Source organism: Enterobacter asburiae, assembly GCA_011754535.1.
GTDB classification, from domain to species: Bacteria; Pseudomonadota; Gammaproteobacteria; order Enterobacterales; family Enterobacteriaceae; genus Enterobacter; species Enterobacter cloacae_N.
On record JAAQVN010000001.1, the window covers coordinates 350,180 to 370,761 of the forward strand.

Sequence of the window (20,582 nt, forward strand, 5' to 3'; positions counted from 1 at the left end):
CTTACCCGGCCTACGTGTTTCATTCCCTCTCCCTGTGGGAGAGGGTTAGGGTGAGGGCAACAAACTACTTCATCCGCGCCATATAATACGCATCCACATATTCACCGTTGCGCAGGGCATAGCGTTTGCCGGTGCCTTCAATTTCGAACCCGTGTTTTTTGTACACCGCAATCGCTGGTTCGTTATCGACAAACACCGTTAGCTCAATGCGGTCAACGCGCAGCCAGTTATCGCACATATCAATCATGGTGCGCATCAGCGCGCTGGCAACGCCCCGGTTTTGCCACTGTGCGCCCACACAAATCCCAAAATCAGCCACATGGCTGCGGCGCGGGCGTTGCGCGACGACGATGCACAGATGGCCGGCGACGTGACCGTCTATGCAGGCGACGAGCTGCTTAATGCCAGGCTGGTCGGATAGCCGCTCCTGCCACATTTGCTCAGAGGGATGAGGAACCTGTAGCGTGTTGTGGTACACCTCCGGCTGGGCGTGGATCTGACGAATGGCGTCATAATCTTTCGGTTCCGCGTGGCGTATCACTATCTCACTCATTCCTTGTTCCTCAGTCGGTTAAAAGTCCCCTCCAACATCAATGACTTTAAAATTTGAGTCAACCGCTATTTTTTGCAAAAAGTATTGGACAAGTGCGAATGAGAATGATTATTATTGCTTTGCATTCAGGAAGACCCCTACGGGAACCTGAAAGCACGACATTGCTCACATTGCTTCCAGTATTACTTTAGCCAGCTTCTCGCTGGCTTTTTTTTGCCCTTTTTCTCCCTCTCCCCGTGGGAGAGGGCTGGGGTGAGGGCAAAACATGCGCTATGGTAAAACCCAGTAACCTTCCAAAAGGACTGAGCTATGACACTACATTGCGCATTTATTGGATTTGGTAAAAGTACGACCCGCTACCACCTTCCGTATGTCCTCCACCGTAAAGATACCTGGCATGTGGCCCATATCTACCGTCGCAGCGCGAAGCCGGAAGAGCAATCTCCGCAGTATTCCCATATTCATTTCACCAGCGATCTGAACGAGGTATTGAATGACCCGCAGGTAAAGCTGGTGGTCGTCTGCACCTACGCCGACAGTCATTTTGAGTATGCGAAACGCGCGCTGGAAGCGGGCAAAAACGTGCTGGTGGAAAAGCCGTTCACCCCGACCATTGCCGAAGCGAAGGAACTGTTCGCGCTGGCGAAAAGCAAAGGGCTGACCGTGACGCCGTATCAGAACCGCCGCTTTGACAGCTGCTTCCTGACGGCGAAAAAAGCGATCGAAAGCGGCAGGCTGGGCGACATTGTGGAAATTGAAAGCCACTTCGATTACTACCGTCCGGTGGCGGAAACCCAGCCCGGCCTGCCGCAGGACGGCTCGTTCTATGGTCTGGGCGTGCACACCATGGACCAGATCATCTCCCTGTTTGGCCGCCCGGATCACGTCGCTTACGACATCCGCAGCCTGCGTAATAAAGCCAACCCGGACGACACCTTTGAAGCGCAGCTGTTCTACGGCGACCTGAAAGCCATCGTCAAAACCAGCCATCTGGTGAAAATCGACTACCCGAAATTTATCGTTCACGGTACCAAAGGTTCGTTTATCAAATACGGTATCGACCAGCAGGAGACCAGCCTGAAGGCCAATATCATGCCCGGTGAGCCTGGCTTTGCGGCGGACGATTCCGTGGGCGTGCTGGAGTATGTGAACGACGAGGGCGTGACGGTCAAAGAAACGCTGAAACCGGAAACCGGCGACTATGGCCGCGTCTACGATGCGCTGTTTGAGACCCTCAAAAACGGCACGGCGAATTACGTCAAGGAATCTGACGTTCTGACCAACCTGGAAATCCTTGAGCGGGCCTTCGAGCAGGCTTCTCCTGCCACGATAACCCTCGCAAAATAAGCAAAAACGGCTCCTCTGCACTTGTTCATAATTTTTGAACAGAGGAGTCAATTTTCACCCTCTATGATCCCCGGCCGTTTGCGTCCACACTTACTCCATCGAAACGAACTGAGGGTGAAAACAATGATCTACTTACGCAAAGCAAACGAACGTGGTCACGCAAATCATGGCTGGCTGGACTCATGGCATTCATTCTCGTTTGCCGACTACTACGACCCGAACTTCATGGGCTTCTCCGCACTGCGCGTGATTAACGACGACGTGATTGATGCAGGCCAGGGCTTCGGTACCCACCCGCACAAAGACATGGAAATTCTGACCTATGTGCTGGAAGGGGCCGTTGAGCACCAGGACAGCATGGGCAACAAAGAGCAGGTTCCGGCGGGCGAGTTCCAGATTATGAGCGCGGGTACCGGGGTGCGCCACTCCGAGTACAACCCGAACAAAACGGAAAAACTGCACCTGTATCAAATCTGGATCATTCCAGAAGAGACCGGCATCACGCCGCGCTACGAGCAGCGCCGCTTTGACGCGAAACAGGGCAAACAGCTGGTGCTGTCCCCGGACGCGCGTGAAGGTTCCCTGAAGGTGCATCAGGATATGGAGCTTTACCGCTGGGCGCTGGCAAAAGACGAACAGTCTGTGCACCAGATTGCCGCCAACCGCCGCGTCTGGATCCAGGTGGTGAAAGGTGAAGTGTCCATTAACGGCACCAAAGCCACCACCGCCGATGGTCTGGCCGTCTGGGATGAGCAGGCGCTCTCCGTACATGCCGACAGCGAAAGTGAAATCCTGCTGTTTGACCTGCCTCCGGTCTAAATAATTTCTCAACCTTCCCTTTAAACGGGGAAGGTTGAGCTTTGTCCGTGATAAACTGAGCAAATCTCTCACTTCAAGATTTCTCAGGACGATGAAAAAGAAACGCCCCGTACTTCAGGATGTCGCCGATCGCGTCGGTGTGACCAAAATGACGGTCAGCCGTTTTTTACGTAACCCGGAACAGGTTTCCGTGGCGTTGCGTGGCAAGATTGCCGCCGCCCTTGATGAACTGGGTTATATCCCCAACCGCGCACCCGATATTCTCTCCAATGCGACCAGCCGTGCGGTGGGCGTCCTGCTTCCTTCCTTAACCAACCAGGTTTTCGCTGAAGTTTTGCGCGGTATCGAAAGCGTCACCGATGCTTTTGGCTATCAGACCATGCTCGCCCACTACGGGTATAAGCCGGAACTGGAAGAGGAACGTCTTGAATCGATGCTTTCCTGGAACATTGACGGCCTGATTTTAACCGAACGTACCCATACTGCCCGCACGCTCAAAATGATTGAAGTGGCCGGTATCCCGGTGGTAGAGCTGATGGACAGCCAGTCTCCGTGCCTCGACATCGCCGTTGGGTTCGATAACTTCGAAGCGGCGCGCCAGATGACGGCGGCCATCATCGCCCGTGGGCATCGTCATATCGCCTATCTGGGTGCGCGTCTTGATGAACGTACTATCATCAAACAGAAGGGATACGAGCAGGCGATGCTCGACGCAAACTTAACCCCGTACAGCGTGATGGTGGAGCAGTCCTCATCTTACACCTCGGGTATTGAGCTGATGCGTCAGGCGCGACGCGAGTATCCGCAACTGGACGGTATTTTCTGTACCAACGATGACCTGGCGGTCGGCGCGGCGTTTGAGTGTCAGCGTCTGGGGCTGAAGATCCCTGATGATATGGCGATCGCCGGTTTCCACGGCCACGACATCGGCCAGGTGATGGAGCCGCGTCTGGCGAGCGTCCTGACCCCGCGTGAACGTATGGGCCGCATTGGCGCAGAACGCCTGCTGGCGCGCATTCGTGGCGAGACGGTTACCCCGAAAATGTTAGATTTAGGTTTCACCTTGTCACCGGGTGGATCTATTTGAACTGACAAATTTGAAGTAGCTCACACTTATTCACTTCGCGCACGTTTGGATATTGCTTCTCTTTTGCCCCGGCAGGACAATGTTACCGATAACTGTTACCCGTAACAATTGACTGAGGGACACCCTTTGAGCACGACTAATCACGATCACCACGTTTACGTCCTGATGGGCGTGTCCGGTAGCGGTAAATCTGCCGTGGCGAGCGAAGTGGCGCATCAACTTCAGGCTGCGTTTCTTGATGGTGACTTCCTCCATCCGCGCAGCAACATTATGAAAATGGCCTCCGGCGAGCCGCTGAACGATGACGACCGCAAACCGTGGTTGCAGGCCCTGAATGACGCCGCGTTCGCGATGCAGCGCACCAATAAAGTTTCCCTGATCGTCTGCTCCGCGCTGAAAAAAACCTACCGCGACCTGCTGCGCGACGGCAACCCGAACCTCTCTTTCATCTACCTGAAAGGGGATTTTGAGGTGATTGAAAGCCGTCTGAAGGCGCGTAAAGGCCACTTCTTTAAAACCCAGATGCTGGTGACGCAGTTCGAAGCGCTTCAGGAGCCGGGTGAAGATGAAAAAGACGTCTTAGTGGTTGATATCGATCAGTCACTGGAGGGTGTTGTAGCCAGCACCATCGAGGTCATTAACAAAAGGCAGTAAGTTTTGAGTACATTAACGCTAGTTTTGACAGCAGTGGGTTCGGTATTGCTGCTGCTGTTTTTAGTGATGAAGGCGCGTATGCACGCCTTCGTTGCTTTGATGGTGGTTTCTATTGGTGCAGGTCTCTTTTCCGGCATGCCGCTCGACAAGATCGCCGCGACGATGGAAAAAGGGATGGGCGGTACGCTGGGCTTCCTGGCGATTGTGGTCGCGCTGGGCGCGATGTTTGGCAAGATTCTGCACGAGACGGGCGCGGTCGACCAGATTGCCGTCAAGATGCTGAAATCGTTTGGTCACAGCCGCGCGCACTACGCGATTGGCCTGGCCGGTCTGATTTGCGCGCTGCCCCTGTTCTTTGAAGTGGCCGTTGTGCTGCTCATCAGCGTCGCGTTTTCTATGGCGCGCCATACCGGCACTAACCTCGTCAAGCTGGTCATTCCGCTGTTTGCGGGCGTGGCGGCAGCCGCAGCGTTTCTGCTGCCTGGGCCTGCGCCGATGCTGTTGGCGTCCCAGATGCACGCTGACTTTGGCTGGATGATCCTGATTGGCCTGTGCGCGGCAATCCCGGGGATGATTATTGCCGGCCCGCTGTGGGGTAACTTCATCAGCCGCTACGTTGAGCTACACATTCCTGATGACATCACCGAGCCGCACCTGGGCGAGGGCAAAATGCCGTCCTTCGGCTTCAGCCTGTCGCTGATCCTGCTCCCGCTGGTGCTGGTGGGCCTGAAAACCATCGCCGCGCGCTTTGTGCCGGTGGGCTCCAGCGCCTACGAATGGTTTGAGTTCATCGGTCATCCGTTTACGGCGATCCTGGTGGCCTGTCTGGTGGCGATTTACGGCCTGGCGATGCGCCAGGGGATGCCAAAAGACCGCGTGATGGAGATCTGCGGTGCCGCGCTGCAGCCTGCGGGGATTATCCTGCTGGTGATCGGTGCCGGTGGCGTGTTCAAGCAGGTGCTGGTCGATTCCGGCGTGGGCCCGGCTCTGGGTGAAGCGCTGACCGGGATGGGTCTGCCGATTGCGGTAACCTGCTTCGTGCTGGCTGCGGCGGTGCGTATCATCCAGGGTTCTGCAACCGTGGCCTGCTTAACCGCCGTAGGTCTGGTGATGCCGGTAATTGAACAGCTCAACTACTCGGGTGCGCAGATGGCCGCGCTGTCTATCTGTATCGCGGGTGGTTCGATTGTGGTCTCGCACGTTAACGACGCGGGCTTCTGGCTGTTCGGTAAGTTTACCGGCGCGACCGAAGCGCAAACCCTGAAAACCTGGACGCTGATGGAAACCATTCTCGGCACGACGGGTGCGATTGTCGGGATGATTGCCTTTACGCTGCTAAGCTGAATGCGGTGATTTAACCAGCAAAAAATAAGGCCCGGTAGCGTTAACGCTTACCGGGCCTTTTATTATGCAGAACGCCAGGCCGGGTCAGGTGAAACCACTACCCGGCTTTTTAACATCACTCGCCCTGCGTGGCGCTCTCAATCGTCAGGCGCACGTCCGAGGTAATCAGCTCAGCCAGCATCTGGTAAACCTTCAGCGTCTCTTCCGGCTCGGCATCGCCCGTATCGCTGATGAAGCCTTCGTCACGCAGCGTCAGCACCAGGGAGCTAAAGACCGCTTTGTCGAAGAATTCAGGGGCGTTAATGCCGTGCAGAACGGACAGACGCTGTGCCAGTGTCCGGCTCTCTTTCTCCAGCGTGCCGCGGTTGATCGACGGGTTCGCGCTCAGCAGCCAGAACGTAATGGCGTAGCGCTGGAGCGTTTCACGCGCACCGGCCGCCAGCAGTTGCAGGGTACGGGAGCGTGACGGATTGATGTGCAGTTCGTCGTTTGCAACGGTAATCAGCCCCTGACGGCGCAGCTCTTCCGTCAGTTTATCCAGCTCAACGGCCAGCTCTTCCTTACTCCAGCGCAGGAACAGCTCCGCTTTCAGCATCGGGTAGAGCGTCTCAACGTGGCGCAACAGCTCCTGGCGTGAGATGCGGCGATGCTGGGTGATAATGGCCGCCATGAGCGACGGCAGCATCAGCATATGAGCGATGTTGTTGCGGTAGTACGTCATCAGTACCGCCTGCTCGCGCGGCAGAATGATGATATCGCCGATCGTGTCTTTCTCGACTTCGAACTTGTTCATCTGCAGCGCGTGATCGATAAGCTCGCTGGCGGTAGCAGAAGGGGCCGTCGAATCAACCGAGTACGGCACGTTGCGCATCATGTCCAGGTAGCAGTCCAGCTGCTCCGTGAGCTGTTCACGAGTCAGGGAGCGCTGACGGGAAGCCAGCAGCGCCGTACAGCACAGGTTCATGGCATTGGCCGCACCGGCGTTGTTAATGCGCACCATCAGCTCGGACGCGATACCGTTCACCGTTGGCGTCAGCCAGGCCGGACGAACTGCTTCGATAGGATCGATAGACTCGCGCCACTCCGGAACATGATGGTTCAGATACGTCATCAGCGGCATCGGCTCGCCAAAGTTCACGTAGCCCTGACCCAGGTTGCGTAACTTGCTCAGGCCGCGCAGCATCTGCGGCAGGCTCTCTTTCTCTTTGGTCGCACCACGCAGCTCTTTGGCGTACGTGCCCACTTCCATCACGTGCTCATAGCCAATGTAAATTGGCACCAGCGTGATCGGACGGGTTCCTCCGCGCAGCATCGCCTGAATGGTCATCGAGAGCGTGCCGGTCTTCGGATCGAGCAGGCGACCGGTACGGGAACGACCGCCCTCCACGAAGTACTCCACTGAATAGCCGCGGCTGAACAGCTCGCCGAGATACTCGCGGAACACGGTGGAGTAGAGCTTGTTGCCCTTGAAGGTACGACGAATAAAGAACGCACCCAGACGGCGGAAAATCGGGCCTGCTGGCCAGAAGTTCAGGTTAATACCAGCGGCAATGTGCGGCGGTACCAGCCCCTGGTGATAGAGCACGTAGGAGAGAAGCAGATAGTCCATGTGGCTGCGGTGGCAGGGGACATAGACAATCTCATGGCCATCGTGCGCCAGCTGCCGCACACGTTCGGCGTTATGAACGTTGATGCCCTGATACAGGCGGTTCCAGGTAAAGCCGAGAATACGATCGGACAGGCGAATCATCTCGTAAGAGAAGTTCGCTGCGATCTCCTCCATCAGCGCAATGGCGTTCTGCTGGGCTTTCTCATGCGAAATTTTCTTGCTGCGCGCTTCGTCTTCAACGGCGCGGGCAATCGCTTTAGAGGCCAGCAGCTTGTTGAACAGGTCCTGACGCGCCGGGAGGCGTGGCCCTACAGCCGCCAGGCGCTGACGGGCGAAGTGCATACGCGCCACGCGCGCCAGTTTTTGCGCGATGATCTTGTCAGTGCCGTGCTCGTCCGCCATCCGGCGAAGGGAGACGGAAGGGGAGAATCGCACAAAGCTGTCGCGTCCCAGCCAGGAGACCGCGAAGAACTTCTGAATGCCGTTAAGCATGCGCAGCGGTGGGTTCTCTTCACCTTTTTCACGGCCCGGGCGGCGACCAAACATTACCGATACCGGCACCATCTGCACATCCAGGTCAGGATTGCTGCGGTGCAGGTCGAGATAGTCGTGGAACAGCTTGATGGACTCTTCTTTCGGCGTGTAATAGGTAAACACGCGCGGCCCGCCGTGGATGAACACGTAGCGCGGCAGCAAAGTGCCGTCAACTTCCAGCGGTTCAAGCGGGTCGGGTAAATCATGCGCCAGACACTGGGCGCGAAGCGTCAGCAGATCTGCCTTCGAGTTATAAGGCAAAACGTACATAATAGGGCGCGACGTATCGAGCCCCAGTTCCAGCGCGGGTTCTGCTGGGATAGACTTGCTTTTTACCAGGATGCTTAATGGTAAATTAAGTAATTTGTAGTAAATTCGTGGCCAGCCGGACATAAACGATGTAAAGCCTCTGGTTAATAATGCAATTGCGGCGCAAGGATAACAGAAAGCGCGCAAAATTTCTGTTGTTACCCGTCATACTTCAGGCGGCAGCGAAACGCGCTGCTGCTCCTGTTACTGACGCTCTTTTTTAAAAAAGGTTCTTTTAATGGCCAATAATACCACTGGGTTAACGCGTATCATCAAAGCCGCTGGCTATTCATGGAAAGGTTTCCGTGCCGCGTGGGTTAATGAAGCTGCTTTTCGCCAGGAAGGTGTCGCCGCTATCGTCGCGGTTATCATCGCCTGTTTCCTTGATGTAGATGCCATTACCCGCGTGCTTCTCATCGGTTCCGTACTTCTGGTGATGATAGTGGAAATTCTCAATAGCGCTATTGAGGCCGTTGTTGACCGGATCGGCTCAGATTTCCACGAGCTTTCTGGCCGCGCGAAAGATATGGGTTCTGCCGCTGTGCTGCTGGCAATTATCACTGCAGCTATTACCTGGGTCACGCTGCTTTGGTCACATTTCCGATGAGCCTCGAGGAATAATTAAGTCCCTGGTTTTTTGTGCAGTTTTTGGTTCCAAAATCGCCTTTGACTGTATATACTCACAGCATAACTGTATATACACCCAGGGGGCGGAATGAAAGCATTAACGACCAGGCAGCAAGAGGTGTTTGATCTCATTCGGGATCATATCGGCCAGACGGGTATGCCACCCACGCGTGCGGAAATCGCGCAGCGTCTGGGCTTCCGTTCTCCGAATGCTGCCGAGGAACACCTGAAAGCGCTGGCGCGTAAGGGTGTAATTGAGATTGTGTCAGGCGCGTCGCGTGGTATCCGCCTGCTGGTGGAAGAAGAGACGGGCATTCCTCTGATAGGCCGCGTTGCCGCAGGTGAACCGCTGCTGGCACAACAGCATATAGAAGGCCACTACCAGGTCGATCCTGGTATGTTCAAGCCGAGCGCTGATTTCCTGCTGCGCGTTAGCGGGATGTCGATGAAAGACATCGGCATTCTTGATGGCGACCTGCTGGCCGTTCACAAAACGCAGGATGTGCGGAACGGCCAGGTGGTGGTGGCGCGCATTGATGACGAAGTGACCGTTAAGCGCCTGAAAAAACAGGGTAACACCGTCCAGCTGTTGCCTGAAAACAACGAGTTCACCCCGATTGTGGTCGACCTCCGCGAACAGAGCTTCTCTATTGAAGGTCTGGCAGTAGGCGTGATTCGCAACGGCGAATGGCTGTAATCTCTTCCTGACAGGCTACGCTTTCGCTGTAGCCTGCTTCGTCTTCCATTCCCGGTATTTCCCATGTCACTGCTGACGGCTTCAGATAAGGCATTGTGGCGTCTTGCCCTGCCGATGATTTTCTCCAATATCACCGTGCCCTTGCTGGGTCTGGTCGACACGGCCGTTATTGGTCATCTCGATTCCCCTGTTTATCTTGGCGGCGTGGCTATTGGGGCGACGGCAACCAGCTTCCTGTTTATGCTGCTGCTCTTTTTACGTATGAGTACTACCGGGCTCACGGCACAGGCGTACGGTGCGAAAGACCCGTTACGTCTGGCGCGTGCGCTGGTGCAGCCGCTGATCCTGGCGCTGGGCGCGGGAATGTTGATTGTTTTACTGCGCACGCCCTTGATCGACCTTGCACTCCAGGTCGTTGGCGGCAGCGAGGCGGTACTGGAGCAGGCGCGTCGCTTCCTGGAAATTCGCTGGCTTAGCGCGCCCGCTTCGCTGGCAAACCTGGTTCTGCTGGGTTGGTTACTGGGCGTGCAATATGCCCGTGCGCCAGTGATTTTGCTGGTCGTGGGAAACCTTCTCAACATTGTGCTCGATCTCTGGCTGGTGATGGGCCTGCATATGGACGTACGCGGGGCGGCACTGGCGACGGCGATTGCAGAATACGGGACCTTTTTCATTGGATTGTGGATGGTCTGGCGCGTGCTGGCGATGCGCGGGATCTCCCTTGCGCTGCTCAAAACAGCATGGCGCGGCAATATCCGCAGGCTGCTGGCGCTCAACCGTGACATCATGCTGCGTTCGCTGCTGCTTCAGATCTGTTTCGGCGCTCTGACGGTCTTTGGGGCTCGACTGGGGCCAGAAATCGTTGCGGTGAATGCAGTCCTGATGACATTGCTGACGTTCACCGCCTACGCGCTGGACGGCTTCGCCTATGCCGTTGAGGCGCATTCCGGGCAGGCGTACGGCGCGCGGGAAAGTGGGCAGCTTCGGGATGTCTGGCGTGCGGCCTGCCGCCAGTCGGGCCTGGTCGCGCTGGCATTCGCACTGATTTACGCCTGTTTTGGCCGTGACATTATTGCATTACTCACTTCGTTACCGGCTTTACGCGAACTGGCGGACCGCTACATCGTCTGGCAGGTTATTTTGCCGGTAGTAGGCGTCTGGTGCTATCTGCTGGACGGCATGTTTATCGGCGCGACGCGCGGGGCGGAAATGCGCAACAGTATGGCGGTCGCGGCGGCGGGGTTTGGTCTGACGCTGCTGACGCTACCCTGGCTGGGTAATCACGGTTTGTGGCTGGCGCTTGCGGTCTTCCTCTCCCTGCGCGGCCTGTCGCTTGCCTTTATCTGGCACCGTCACTGGCAAAATAATACCTGGCTTCCCTCCCGCCATGATATATCGTGACGGTTAAAGATTCCGAATATGAAACCAACCGCCGAATCCTTAACTACAATAATTATCACGTCCAGCAGAAAAGAACGTAACGGACGTTACGACCCGACGCTTAACTAAGAGGACACGATGATGAATAAAGACGAAATCGGCGGCAACTGGAAGCAGTTCAAAGGTAAAGCGAAAGAACAGTGGGGTAAGCTGACCGATGACGATATGACCGTCATTGAAGGTAAACGCGATCAGCTTGTCGGTAAAATTCAGGAACGTTACGGCTACGCGAAAGATCAGGCGGAAAACGAAGTCAAAGACTGGGAAACCCGTAACGACTATCGTTGGTAACGCTGAATAACCCACACAGGCGGCTTCAGGCCGCCTTTTCTTTTGCCGTTAACGCGGCTTTTTCTTCACCAGAATTGAGTGGTCGTGCTGACACGCATCCTGATGCCGACAGGCTTCCACCTCTACGCATGCTGAACACAACCCGTGTGCTTCAATCACGTTATGACGCAGGGCAAAACCCATCCTTGCCGCCAGCGTGTGCATAATGTCCTCTACGCCCTCTGCGCCTTCTTCTTTTACCACGCCGCAGCGGTCGCAAATAAACATCGCCGATGTGTGGGTTGGCTGATCGAAAAGATGGCACAGCACATAGCTGTTTGTGGATTCGACCTTATGCACAAACCCTTGTTCCAGCAGGAAATCCAGCGCGCGATACACCGTAGGCGGTTTAGCCTGCGGCTCGCTTTCACGCAGCAGGTCGAGCAGATCGTAGGCGCTGATTGCCCCCTGTTGCAGGCTCATCAGGCGCAAGACTTCAAGGCGCTGCGGGGTCAGGCGCACATTGCGTTGCGCGCACAGCTTTTCGGCCTGCGCTAACAGCTCTTTTGTGGACTTATCCATTTAGCACCTCGGATGTTCTGGGATGTAAAACCCTCACTTTACCATGTTCTGGCAAAAACACCGATATCCGCCAGGCTGTGCTATACCTGACGCATCGCAAACCGGGAATGTAACCATGAAAAAACCAGACTGTATTACGCACTGGCGCGACGTAGAAGGGCCAGATGACGCCACCTACCCCGACAGTAACGAGCTTTTTTCCATCGGTGCACCGCTGGCTCGCAGCCTGGGCCTTAGGCGTATAGGCATCCATCATGAGCGTTTACCGCCAGGACGTCGGACGTCCTATCCCCATGCGGAAAGTGACGAAGAAGAGTTTATCTACGTGCTTGAGGGCTATCCCGAAGCCTGGATTAATGGCTATTTGTGGAAGCTTGAACCCGGTGACAGCGTGGGCTTTCCCGCCGGAACGGGCGTGTGCCACACCTTTATCAACAATACGGACGAAGAGGTTCGGTTACTGGTGGTGGGTGAGGCCAACAAGAAGCAAAACCGCATCTACTATCCGCTCAACCCGGTCTATGCCGCCACGCGAGAGGACCGCTGGGTAGATCATCCCCCTCAATTTTTTGGCCCACATGATGGAAAACCTGTGAAAAAATAATTTCCTCTTCTATAAATATTGAGGGCCGTCACAAATTACAACAGGCCGTAAGGGAATTTTACTTAGGGAGTGAATTAGCGGGTCTTTTTATCTTTATTCACAGCAATAGTTCGCGCCTGTTTGGGGGATAACAGACAGGGGTTATTTCATAACAGACTATAAGACGGGCATACTGTGAAAAAACATTTTAAATTTTCGGTGGTTAGCATCGCTGTCTCCTTGTTTATGGCAAATCAGGCGGGAGCAGCCAATACCTGGACAGAATCACGTAGCGACGCGATGGGGGGGACCGGCGTAGCTTCGGGCAGTTATGGCAGCGGGGCATTAATTAACCCCGCGCTGCTTGCAAAGGCAAAGCCGGACGATGATGTGACGGTCATTTTGCCGTCCGTTGGGGTGCAGGTGACGGATGAAGACAATCTTCAGGACGAAATTGATACCATCAACGACAAAATCAATCATTATAAAGATGTGGTTGATAACCTTACGCCAATTCAGGTCATCACCAATCCGCTAGGCTCGATTAATCAGTTCCAGGGCGCGGCCAAAGATCTGGCCGATGAGCTGGACTATCTCAAGGGTAAAACCGCACGCGCGACGGCAGGGGCAGGGCTTGCCGTGAGTATCCCTAACGATGTGCTTTCCGTGGCCTTTATGGCGAAAGGCTATGCCCATGGTCGGGTCAGTTCGTCTATCGATCAGCAGGATATTGATTATCTGCGCAGTATTCAAAGAAGCAATGTAGTGGCTGCCGGTGTTGCCCTGGACGCTGCGCTGAACGGCACGGATCAGATCACTAAAAACCTCAACTCAACGGCGTCCGGTCGGGCGGCGATTGTGTCTGACTATGGCGTTGCCGTTGCCCGCCAGTTTGACCTTGGCGGTGTTCCGGTTTCCGTGGGCGTGACGCCAAAACTGCAAAAAACCTGGATCTATAACTACACCACCTCAATCTACGATTACGACAGTAATAAGTGGAACGACAGCCGCTACCGTACAGACGATACCGGCTTTAACGTCGATGCCGGTATTGCCGCTGATTTTGGCGAACACTGGACGGTCGGCGTGAGCGGGCAAAACCTGATGTCGCGCGATATCGACACCAAAGATATCCGCATCCGCAACGGGCGTACGGGGGAAGTGGTGAGCTATAAAGACACCTACCAGATCCGTCCGCTGGTGACCGCGGGCGCCGCCTGGCACAACGATCTGGTGACCCTGACCGCCGATGGCGATCTGACCGAAACCAAAGGCTTCAAGAGCGAAGATACGTCGCAGTATGTTGGGGTCGGTGCTGAAGTGACTCCGCTGAGCTGGCTGGCAGTGCGCGCCGGTTATCGCGCGGACATGAAAGGTAACGACAGCAACGTCTTTACCGGCGGTGTTGGCTTCGCGCCGTTCAGTACCGTTCATGTTGACCTGATGGGCCTGTACGGTGAAGACGAAACCTGGGGCGCAGGGGCCCAGCTGAGTATGACGTTCTAAAGTCTACCGGAGGCGATGCGCCTCCGGCTTTTCTTTGTGCTATAGTAGCGCCCCTTTTCCACCAGATGCTTAAAACTTCGTCATGTTGTCAGAATACCAGACCGATTTCCCTGCACACCGTTTCTCTATTGCGCCGATGCTCGACTGGACGGACAGACACTGCCGCTATTTCCTGCGCCAGCTCTCCCACCATACGCTGCTGTACACGGAAATGGTGACCACGGGCGCAATCATTCACGGGAAGGGCGACTACCTGGCATACAGCGAAGAAGAGCATCCGGTAGCCCTGCAGCTGGGGGGCAGCGATCCGGCCGCGCTGGCGCAGTGCGCGAGGCTGGCGGAAGAACGCGGCTACGACGAGATCAACCTCAACGTTGGCTGTCCTTCCGACCGCGTGCAAAACGGCATGTTCGGCGCCTGTCTGATGGGCAATGCACAGCTGGTGGCGGACTGTATCAAGGCGATGCGTGATGTGGTCTCCATACCGGTAACGGTCAAAACCCGTATCGGAATTGATGACCAGGACAGCTACGAATTCCTGTGCGATTTCATCAACACGGTATCCGGGAAAGGCGAGTGCGGGATGTTTATCATTCACGCCCGTAAAGCCTGGCTCTCCGGCCTCAGCCCGAAAGAGAACCGTGAGATCCCGCCGCTGGATTATCCGCGCGTGTATCAACTGAAACGTGATTTCCCGCACCTCACGATGTCAATTAACGGCGGTATCAAGTCGCTGGAAGAGGCCAAAGCGCACCTTGAACATATGGATGGCGTGATGGTCGGGCGCGAGGCGTATCAGAATCCGGGCATTCTGGCGACGGTCGACCGCGAAATCTTTGGCATCGAAGGCGCGGACACCGATCCGGTTGCCGTCGTGCGTGCGATGTACCCTTACATTGAGCGCGAGTTGAGCAATGGCACTTATCTTGGCCATATCACTCGCCATATGCTTGGCCTGTTCCAGGGTATTCCGGGCGCGCGTCAGTGGCGTCGCTACCTGAGCGAGAATGCGCATAAAGCCGGTGCAGATATCGAGGTGCTGGAACATGCGCTGCGACTGGTGGCAGACAAGCGATAACTTTCGCTAAAAGTTCGTCAAATTCACCACGCCCTGCGAATTCTCGCGGGGCGTTTTGCTTTAAGAACAATGCATTAGCTTTGGCATGATTCTTGTAATGATTGCAGCAACATTCGGGAACTCGTGGGAGAGCACCATGCTGGAACTACTTTTTATCATTGGCTTTTTTGTCATGCTGTTAGCCACAGGCGTGTCGCTGCTCGGCATTCTGGCCGCGCTCGTTGTGGCGACAGTGGTAATGTTTATCGGCGGGTTATTTGCCCTGACGATCAAACTGCTGCCGTGGCTGCTGCTGGCTATCGCCGTGGTGTGGGTAATACGGGCGATTAAAGCGCCAAAATTGCCGACTTATCAGCGCAATAACCGCTTCCGTTACTAAGGTATTGAGGGGTTCGTCACATACTTGTAACTTTTCCGGCAGCATGGCTTAGAACAGAATAGGATTTACTTATCGAATCTGTCACTATGACTGCCGCTACAGAATTCATCGAGCTGTACCCTACATACAGCCGAACTAAAAAAAGAAAGGGCTTCCCACGGGAAGCCCAATTTCTTTTTAGGGGTCAGGGAATTAACAAACTTGAACCCTGCGTCGCCCGGCTTTCCAGCACCTCATGAGCACGCCGTGCATCGGTTAGCGGGTATTTCTGCGCATCTGCCACATCCACCTTAATCACGCCGCTGGCGATCAGCGAGAACAGCTCGTTGCTGGCTTCCTCCAGCTCTTCCCGGTTGGTGATGTAACCCTGCAAAGAAGGGCGCGTCACGTACAGAGACCCTTTCTGGTTCAGAATGCCCAGATTAACACCGGTTACAGCGCCTGAGGCGTTACCGAAGCTCACCATCAGCCCACGACGCTGAAGGCAGTCCAGCGACGCCTCCCAGGTATCTTTCCCCACCGAGTCATACACCACGCGTACTTTTTTGCCGCCAGTGATCTCTTTTAGCCGCTCGACGACGCTCTCTTCCCGGTAGTTGATCACCTGCCACGCGCCCGCGTCCAGCGCACGCTGCGCTTTTTGCGCACTGCCTGTGGTGCCGATGAGCTTCGCGCCTAAGGCTTTCGCCCACTGGCAGGCAATCAGCCCCACGCCACCGGCGGCAGCGTGGAACAGGAACTGCTCATCGGGCTTAATTTCGTAGGTTTTGCGCAGCAGGTAATAAACTGTCAGCCCTTTCAGGAATGAGGCGGCCGCCTGCTCAAAGGAGATGGCGTTCGGCAGCAGAGCGGCTTTGTCCGCCGGGACGTTGTGGACGGAGCTGTAAGCGCCCAGGGCAGACTGCGCATACACCACACGATCGCCTTCTTTGATATGCTTAACCGCACTGCCCACTTTGCTGACGATGCCGGCCGCTTCAGTGCCCAGGCCGCTCGGCATTGACGGAGGCGGGTAGAGGCCGCCGCGAATATAGGTATCGATGTAGTTAATGCCGATAGCTTTGTTTTCAACCTGGATTTCGTTCTCCCCAGGTGCCGCGGGGGTAAACTCCACCGCTTTCAGCACTTCAGGACCGCCGTGTTTCTGGAACTCAATGCGCGTTGCCATGCTCCCTCCGTAAGAAAAATATGGTAATCTTTCGACCCACTCTTTATCTCGGTAACTCCATTCACTATGGCAGGAAACAAACCCTTCAACAAACAGGCTGAACCTCGCGAGCGTGATTTCCAGGTCGCAGGGTTAAAAGTCCCGCCGCACTCGATTGAAGCGGAACAGTCGGTGTTGGGCGGTTTAATGCTGGATAACGAACGCTGGGACGACGTTGCCGAGCGCGTGGTGTCTGAAGATTTCTACACCCGTCCGCACCGCCACATCTTTACCGAAATGGCGCGCCTGCAGGAGTCCGGCAGCCCGATTGACCTGATCACGCTCGCGGAATCGCTTGAGCGTCAGGGGCAGCTGGACAGCGTCGGTGGGTTTGCCTACCTGGCAGAACTGTCAAAAAACACGCCAAGCGCGGCGAACATCAGCGCTTACGCCGATATCGTGCGCGAACGTGCCGTCGTTCGCGAGATGATCTCGGTGGCGAATGAGATTGCCGAGGCCGGGTTTGATCCGCAGGGCCGCACCAGCGAAGACCTGCTCGACCTTGCCGAGTCCCGCGTCTTCAAAATCGCCGAAAGCCGTGCGAACAAAGACGAAGGCCCAAAAAACATCGCCGATGTGCTCGACGCTACCGTGGCGCGTATTGAGCAGTTGTTCCAGCAGCCGCACGACGGTGTAACCGGGGTGAACACCGGTTATGACGATTTGAACAAGAAAACTGCCGGTTTGCAGCCGTCGGATTTGATCATCGTCGCGGCGCGTCCGTCGATGGGTAAAACAACTTTTGCGATGAACCTCGTCGAAAATGCGGCGATGTTGCAGGATAAGCCCGTACTGATTTTCAGCCTTGAGATGCCCTCCGAACAGATCATGATGCGTTCTCTGGCGTCGCTGTCGCGCGTGGATCAGACCCGCATTCGTACCGGCCAGCTCGACGATGAGGACTGGGCGCGTATCTCCGGCACCATGGGCATTCTGCTGGAAAAACGGAACATCTATATTGATGACTCCTCCGGCCTGACGCCGACTGAGGTCCGTTCCCGCGCGCGCCGTATCGCCCGTGAACACGGCGGCATCGGCCTTATCATGATCGACTACCTTCAGCTGATGCGCGTCCCGTCGCTCTCGGACAACCGTACGCTGGAGATTGCAGAGATCTCCCGCTCGCTCAAGGCGTTAGCCAAAGAGCTGCACGTGCCGGTAGTGGCGCTGTCGCAGCTGAACCGCTCTCTGGAACAACGTGCCGACAAGCGCCCGGTCAACTCCGACCTGCGTGAGTCCGGCTCCATCGAGCAGGATGCCGACTTAATCATGTTTATCTACCGTGATGAGGTTTATCACGAGAACAGCGACCTGAAGGGGATCGCCGAAATTATCATTGGTAAGCAACGTAACGGCCCGATCGGGACGGTGCGTCTGACCTTTAACGGACAGTGGTCGCGTTTCGACAACTATGCCGGTCCTCAATATGATGATGAGTAATTTCTAAGGAATTCAAATGCAAGCGGCAACTGTTGTGATTAACCGCCGCGCTCTGCGACACAACCTGCAACGTCTGCGTGAACTGGCGCCCGCCAGCAGGCTCGTTGCAGTCGTGAAAGCGAACGCTTACGGACACGGTCTTCTTGAGACCGCGCGAACGCTCCCCGATGCCGACGCCTTTGGCGTCGCCCGTCTTGAAGAAGCTCTCCGTCTGCGCGCAGGCGGTATTACTCAACCTATTCTGCTCCTTGAAGGCTTTTTTGAAGCCTCGGATCTGCCAACCATTGCCGACCAGCGTCTGCACACGGCGGTACACAACGAAGAGCAGCTGGCCGCGCTGGAAACTGCCACACTGAGCGAGCCGGTGACCGTCTGGATGAAGCTCGACACGGGCATGCACAGGCTGGGTGTGCGTCCGGAAAACGCAGAAGCGTTTTATCAGCGTCTGAGCCAGTGCAAAAACGTGCGCCAGCCGGTGAATATCGTCAGCCATTTTGCCCGTGCCGATGAGCCCGAGTGCGGGGCAACCGAGCAGCAGCTCGATATCTTTAACACCTTCTGCGAAGGCAAGCCGGGGATGCGCTCGATTGCGGCCTCCGGCGGGATCCTGCTATGGCCGCAGTCGCACTTCGACTGGGCGCGTCCGGGCATCATCCTTTATGGCGTTTCACCGCTGGAGAACAAACCCTGGGGGCCGGACTTAGGCTTTAAGCCGGTGATGTCGCTGGTTTCAAAGCTGATTGCCGTGCGTGAGCACAAAGCGGGAGAGCCGGTGGGTTACGGCGGCACCTGGACCAGCGAGCGCGACACGCGTCTCGGCGTGGTGGCGATGGGCTACGGCGACGGCTATCCGCGCGCTGCGCCAACGGGTACGCCGGTGCTGGTCAACGGTCGTGAAGTGAAGATTGTCGGCCGCGTGGCGATGGATATGATTTGCGTAGATCTGGGACCTGAAGCCCAGGATAAAGCGGGCGACGATGTGGTGATGTGGGGCGATGGTCTGCCCGTTGAACGCATTGCTGAAATTACGAAAGTGAGTGCTTACGAACTTATCACGCGCCTGACGTCGCGGGTGGCAATGAAATACATTGATTGAACCGCCAGTGGAGTGAGGGATTTAACCTCACTCCAACTTTATTAACATCCTCTCGACCTTCTCCCACTTCCGGTTTATTGTTGAAATTCCTGCCTCATCGAATTCCGGAGAACCATCGCGTGTTTCAGAAAGTTGACGCCTATGCCGGCGACCCTATCCTCTCCTTAATGGAGCGTTTCAAAGAAGATCCTCGCAGCGACAAAGTGAACCTCAGCATTGGCTTGTATTACAACGAGGATGGCATCATCCCGCAATTAAAAGCCGTTGCTGAAGCCGAAGCGCGCCTTAACGCTGTTACGCACGGTGCGTCTCTTTATCTGCCGATGGAAGGGCTTAACTCCTACCGCAACACCATCGCGCCTCTGCTGTTTGGGGCCGATCACGCGGTACTCGCGCAGAAACGCGTGGCGACCATCCAGACGCTGGGCGGCTCAGGGGCGCTGAAAGTGGGTGCAGATTTCCTTAAAAAGTACTTCCCGGATTCCGGCGTGTGGGTCAGCGACCCGACGTGGGAAAACCACGTTGCGATCTTCGAGGGGGCAGGCTTTAAGGTCGAGACCTATCCGTGGTTCGACAGCGAAACCAACGGCGTGCGCGTCGAAGCGTTGCTGGAAAAACTGAACACACTGCCGGAGCGCAGTATCGTATTGCTGCATCCATGCTGCCATAACCCGACCGGTGCGGACCTCACCAATGCTCAGTGGGATGCGGTGATAGAGGTGCTGAAGGCCCGCAATTTGATCCCGTTCCTCGATATCGCCTACCAGGGCTTTGGCGCGGGCATGGAAGAAGATGCTTACGCCATCCGCGCCGTTGCCAGCGCCGGGCTGCCAGCGCTGGTCAGCAACTCCTTCTCAAAAATCTTCTCACTTTACGGCGAGCGCGTTGGCGGTCTGTCCGTGGTGTGTGAAGACGCCGAAGCGGCGGGCCGCGTGCTGGGTCAACTGAAGGCGACGGTGCGCCGCATTTACTCCAGCCCGCCAAACTTTGGTGCGCAGGTGGTGGCGACGGTACTCGGTGACGAACAGCTGAAAGCGTCCTGGCTTGCCGAAGTGGAAGCGATGCGTAAGCGCATCCTGTCAATGCGTCAGGAGCTGGTTAACGTCCTGAAAGAGGCTGTACCGGGGCATAACTTTGATTATCTGCTCAAGCAGCGCGGGATGTTCAGCTACACCGGACTGAGCGCGGCGCAGGTCGATCGCCTGCGCGAAGAGTTCGGCGTCTACCTGATCGCCAGCGGCCGTATGTGCGTGGCGGGTTTGAATGCCAGCAACGTTCATCGCGTGGCGCAGGCGTTTGCTGCTGTAATGTAAGTACTTACCAACCCTCTCCCCGAGGGAGAGGGTTGGGGTGAGGGCATCAGGCCGCTCAAAAAGGTTGTCCGGCCTTTTGTGATCCTCTTCTTTTTATTCCGCTTCATA

Annotated in this window: 20 protein-coding genes; 16 read left to right on the forward strand and 4 right to left on the reverse strand. The window is 56.0% G+C overall.

All coding sequences use genetic code 11. From position 1 onward, the window contains the following. Positions 1-64: 64 nt before the first annotated feature. Entirely contained in the window at positions 65-553 is a 489-nt protein-coding gene (yhhY, locus tag HBM95_01565) for an N-acetyltransferase (protein NIH41636.1), read from the reverse strand. A 309-nt stretch (positions 554-862) separates the two neighbouring features. On the opposite strand from yhhY, the gene HBM95_01570 reads away from it, so the two are divergent. The 5 genes from HBM95_01570 to gntU all read left to right on the forward strand — a co-directional run bounded on the left by HBM95_01570 (position 863) and on the right by gntU (position 5,804). Next, a complete protein-coding gene (locus HBM95_01570) occupies positions 863-1,900 on the forward strand; it encodes an oxidoreductase (GenBank protein NIH41637.1) in 1,038 nt (345 codons plus the stop codon). A gap of 123 nt (positions 1,901-2,023) precedes the next feature. Next, entirely contained in the window at positions 2,024-2,719 is a 696-nt protein-coding gene (locus tag HBM95_01575; GenBank protein ID NIH41638.1) for a pirin family protein, read from the forward strand. 91 nt (positions 2,720-2,810) lie between these two features. Next, on the forward strand, positions 2,811-3,806 hold the full coding sequence (gene gntR, locus HBM95_01580; GenBank protein NIH41639.1) for a gluconate operon transcriptional repressor GntR: 996 nt from the start codon (positions 2,811-2,813) through the stop codon (positions 3,804-3,806). 126 nt (positions 3,807-3,932) lie between these two features. Then, entirely contained in the window at positions 3,933-4,460 is a 528-nt protein-coding gene (gene gntK, locus HBM95_01585; protein NIH41640.1) for a gluconokinase, read from the forward strand. A 3-nt stretch (positions 4,461-4,463) separates the two neighbouring features. Next, positions 4,464-5,804, forward strand: a complete 1,341-nt coding sequence (gene gntU, locus HBM95_01590; GenBank protein ID NIH41641.1) for a gluconate transporter — start codon at positions 4,464-4,466, stop codon at positions 5,802-5,804. Between the two features lie 115 nt (positions 5,805-5,919). Here gntU and plsB read toward each other — a convergent pair whose 3' ends face one another. Next, positions 5,920-8,340, reverse strand: coding sequence for a glycerol-3-phosphate 1-O-acyltransferase PlsB (plsB, locus tag HBM95_01595; protein NIH41642.1), 2,421 nt, complete (start codon positions 8,338-8,340; stop codon positions 5,920-5,922). Between the two features lie 154 nt (positions 8,341-8,494). On the opposite strand from plsB, the gene HBM95_01600 reads away from it, so the two are divergent. The 4 genes from HBM95_01600 (at position 8,495) to HBM95_01615 (ending at position 11,311) form a co-directional block, all read left to right on the forward strand. Beyond that, positions 8,495-8,863: a diacylglycerol kinase gene (locus HBM95_01600; GenBank protein ID NIH41643.1), complete on the forward strand. Its 369-nt coding sequence runs from the start codon at positions 8,495-8,497 to the stop codon at positions 8,861-8,863. Between the two features lie 108 nt (positions 8,864-8,971). Continuing rightward, entirely contained in the window at positions 8,972-9,580 is a 609-nt protein-coding gene (lexA, locus tag HBM95_01605; GenBank protein NIH41644.1) for a repressor LexA, read from the forward strand. Between the two features lie 63 nt (positions 9,581-9,643). Next, positions 9,644-10,981 (forward strand): MATE family efflux transporter DinF, encoded by a 1,338-nt coding sequence (dinF, locus tag HBM95_01610; protein NIH41645.1) that lies wholly within the window; start codon positions 9,644-9,646, stop codon positions 10,979-10,981. Between the two features lie 120 nt (positions 10,982-11,101). After that, on the forward strand, positions 11,102-11,311 hold the full coding sequence (locus HBM95_01615) for a CsbD family protein (GenBank protein NIH41646.1): 210 nt from the start codon (positions 11,102-11,104) through the stop codon (positions 11,309-11,311). A 48-nt stretch (positions 11,312-11,359) separates the two neighbouring features. Here the strand turns inward: HBM95_01615 and zur are convergent, their stop codons facing one another. Then, positions 11,360-11,872 carry a zinc uptake transcriptional repressor Zur gene (zur, locus tag HBM95_01620; GenBank protein ID NIH41647.1) on the reverse strand — a complete coding sequence of 171 codons (513 nt, stop codon included), beginning with the start codon at positions 11,870-11,872 and terminating at the stop codon, positions 11,360-11,362. Between the two features lie 115 nt (positions 11,873-11,987). On the opposite strand from zur, the gene HBM95_01625 reads away from it, so the two are divergent. From HBM95_01625 to pspG, 4 genes are all read left to right on the forward strand, one after another. After that, complete coding sequence (locus tag HBM95_01625; GenBank protein NIH41648.1) at positions 11,988-12,476, forward strand: cupin domain-containing protein; 489 nt, start codon at positions 11,988-11,990, stop codon at positions 12,474-12,476. A gap of 174 nt (positions 12,477-12,650) precedes the next feature. Continuing rightward, complete coding sequence (locus HBM95_01630; GenBank protein ID NIH41649.1) at positions 12,651-13,961, forward strand: conjugal transfer protein TraF; 1,311 nt, start codon at positions 12,651-12,653, stop codon at positions 13,959-13,961. Between the two features lie 82 nt (positions 13,962-14,043). Continuing rightward, on the forward strand, positions 14,044-15,039 hold the full coding sequence (gene dusA / locus HBM95_01635; protein ID NIH41650.1) for a tRNA dihydrouridine(20/20a) synthase DusA: 996 nt from the start codon (positions 14,044-14,046) through the stop codon (positions 15,037-15,039). Between the two features lie 136 nt (positions 15,040-15,175). Then, the gene (gene pspG / locus HBM95_01640; GenBank protein ID NIH41651.1) at positions 15,176-15,418 is read left to right on the forward strand and encodes an envelope stress response protein PspG; all 243 of its coding nucleotides are present in this window, start codon (positions 15,176-15,178) and stop codon (positions 15,416-15,418) included. Between the two features lie 184 nt (positions 15,419-15,602). On the opposite strand, the gene HBM95_01645 is transcribed toward pspG, so the two are convergent. Next, a complete protein-coding gene (locus HBM95_01645; protein ID NIH41652.1) occupies positions 15,603-16,586 on the reverse strand; it encodes a quinone oxidoreductase in 984 nt (327 codons plus the stop codon). Between the two features lie 66 nt (positions 16,587-16,652). Here HBM95_01645 and dnaB point away from each other — a divergent pair, with 66 nt between their 5' ends. The 3 genes from dnaB (at position 16,653) to tyrB (ending at position 20,474) form a co-directional block, all read left to right on the forward strand. Continuing rightward, positions 16,653-18,065, forward strand: a complete 1,413-nt coding sequence (gene dnaB, locus HBM95_01650; GenBank protein NIH41653.1) for a replicative DNA helicase — start codon at positions 16,653-16,655, stop codon at positions 18,063-18,065. A gap of 16 nt (positions 18,066-18,081) precedes the next feature. After that, complete coding sequence (gene alr, locus HBM95_01655) at positions 18,082-19,161, forward strand: alanine racemase (protein NIH41654.1); 1,080 nt, start codon at positions 18,082-18,084, stop codon at positions 19,159-19,161. A 119-nt stretch (positions 19,162-19,280) separates the two neighbouring features. Next, positions 19,281-20,474, forward strand: a complete 1,194-nt coding sequence (gene tyrB, locus HBM95_01660) for an aromatic amino acid transaminase (protein ID NIH41655.1) — start codon at positions 19,281-19,283, stop codon at positions 20,472-20,474. Positions 20,475-20,582 lie beyond the last annotated feature (108 nt).

Excerpts from the sequence above, each read along its gene's own strand:
- yhhY (NIH41636.1), bottom strand. The coding sequence starts at position 553 with ATGAGTGAGATAGTGATACGCCACGCGGAACCGAAAGATTATGACGCC.
- HBM95_01570 (NIH41637.1), top strand. The coding sequence starts at position 863 with ATGACACTACATTGCGCATTTATTGGATTTGGTAAAAGTACGACCCGC.
- HBM95_01575 (NIH41638.1), top strand. The coding sequence starts at position 2,024 with ATGATCTACTTACGCAAAGCAAACGAACGTGGTCACGCAAATCATGGC.
- gntR (NIH41639.1), top strand. The coding sequence starts at position 2,811 with ATGAAAAAGAAACGCCCCGTACTTCAGGATGTCGCCGATCGCGTCGGT.
- plsB (NIH41642.1), bottom strand. The coding sequence starts at position 8,340 with ATGTCCGGCTGGCCACGAATTTACTACAAATTACTTAATTTACCATTA.
- HBM95_01600 (NIH41643.1), top strand. The coding sequence starts at position 8,495 with ATGGCCAATAATACCACTGGGTTAACGCGTATCATCAAAGCCGCTGGC.
- lexA (NIH41644.1), top strand. The coding sequence starts at position 8,972 with ATGAAAGCATTAACGACCAGGCAGCAAGAGGTGTTTGATCTCATTCGG.
- dinF (NIH41645.1), top strand. The coding sequence starts at position 9,644 with ATGTCACTGCTGACGGCTTCAGATAAGGCATTGTGGCGTCTTGCCCTG.
- HBM95_01615 (NIH41646.1), top strand. The coding sequence starts at position 11,102 with ATGAATAAAGACGAAATCGGCGGCAACTGGAAGCAGTTCAAAGGTAAA.
- zur (NIH41647.1), bottom strand. The coding sequence starts at position 11,872 with ATGGATAAGTCCACAAAAGAGCTGTTAGCGCAGGCCGAAAAGCTGTGC.
- HBM95_01625 (NIH41648.1), top strand. The coding sequence starts at position 11,988 with ATGAAAAAACCAGACTGTATTACGCACTGGCGCGACGTAGAAGGGCCA.
- dusA (NIH41650.1), top strand. The coding sequence starts at position 14,044 with ATGTTGTCAGAATACCAGACCGATTTCCCTGCACACCGTTTCTCTATT.
- pspG (NIH41651.1), top strand. The coding sequence starts at position 15,176 with ATGCTGGAACTACTTTTTATCATTGGCTTTTTTGTCATGCTGTTAGCC.
- HBM95_01645 (NIH41652.1), bottom strand. The coding sequence starts at position 16,586 with ATGGCAACGCGCATTGAGTTCCAGAAACACGGCGGTCCTGAAGTGCTG.
- dnaB (NIH41653.1), top strand. The coding sequence starts at position 16,653 with ATGGCAGGAAACAAACCCTTCAACAAACAGGCTGAACCTCGCGAGCGT.
- alr (NIH41654.1), top strand. The coding sequence starts at position 18,082 with ATGCAAGCGGCAACTGTTGTGATTAACCGCCGCGCTCTGCGACACAAC.